1 protein-coding gene is annotated in these 737 nt (G+C 66.6%); it reads left to right on the top strand.

Translation table 11 applies throughout. From position 1 onward, the window contains the following. On the top strand, positions 1–737 hold a 737-nt coding region (locus tag ACP7BP_RS21365), incomplete at both ends, for an IS481 family transposase (protein WP_426247713.1).

The following is a 737-nucleotide window of genomic DNA, read 5'->3' as shown; positions in this document are numbered from 1 at the left end:
GGTCCGGCCGGGATGGCGGACCGGACCTCAGCCCGGCACGCCCAGCACGCGAAGACTCCGCGGCCGATGGTGCGCAAGATCGTGCACCTGCGCTGGAAGCACCGCCTGGGGCCGGTCCAGATCGCAGCCAAGCTCGACATGCCTGCCTCGACCGTGCACGCGGTCCTGGTGCGTTGCCGGCTCAACCGGCTCAGCCATATCGACCGCGTCACCGGTGAGCCCGCCCGACGCTATGAACGCGAACGACCAGGCGAGCTGATCCACGTGGACGTGACCAAGTTCGGCAACATCCCAGACGGTGGAGGCTGGCGATTCGTCGGCCGTGAGCAGGGCTACGCGAACCGGCACGCCACACGCGATCGGACCGGCGCCAGGAACAAGTACTTCCAACCCAAGGTTGGGAACTGCTTCGTCCACACCGTGATCGACGACTACTCCCGTGTCGCCTACGCCGAGGTCCACGACGACGAGAAGGCCGTCACCGCGGTCGGTGTGCTCTACCGAGCAGTGGCCTGGTTCGCCGAGCGCGGTGTCACCGTCGAGCGGGTCCTGTCCGACAACGGATCCGCCTACGTCTCGCACCTGTGGCGCGACACCTGCGTCGATATCGGCATCACGCACAAGCGCACACGACCGCGACGACCCCAGACGAACGGCAAGATCGAACGACTCCATCGCACCATGGGCGACGGCTGGGCCTACAAGAAGCTCTACAACTCCGAAGCCGCCAGACGAGC

The sequence above is a fragment of the Nocardioides sp. LHG3406-4 genome (genome assembly GCF_049897745.1).
Classification (GTDB): Bacteria; Actinomycetota; Actinomycetes; order Propionibacteriales; family Nocardioidaceae; genus Nocardioides.
Note: the sequence above shows the minus strand (reverse complement) of the source record. Positions and strands in the feature narration are given on the sequence as shown.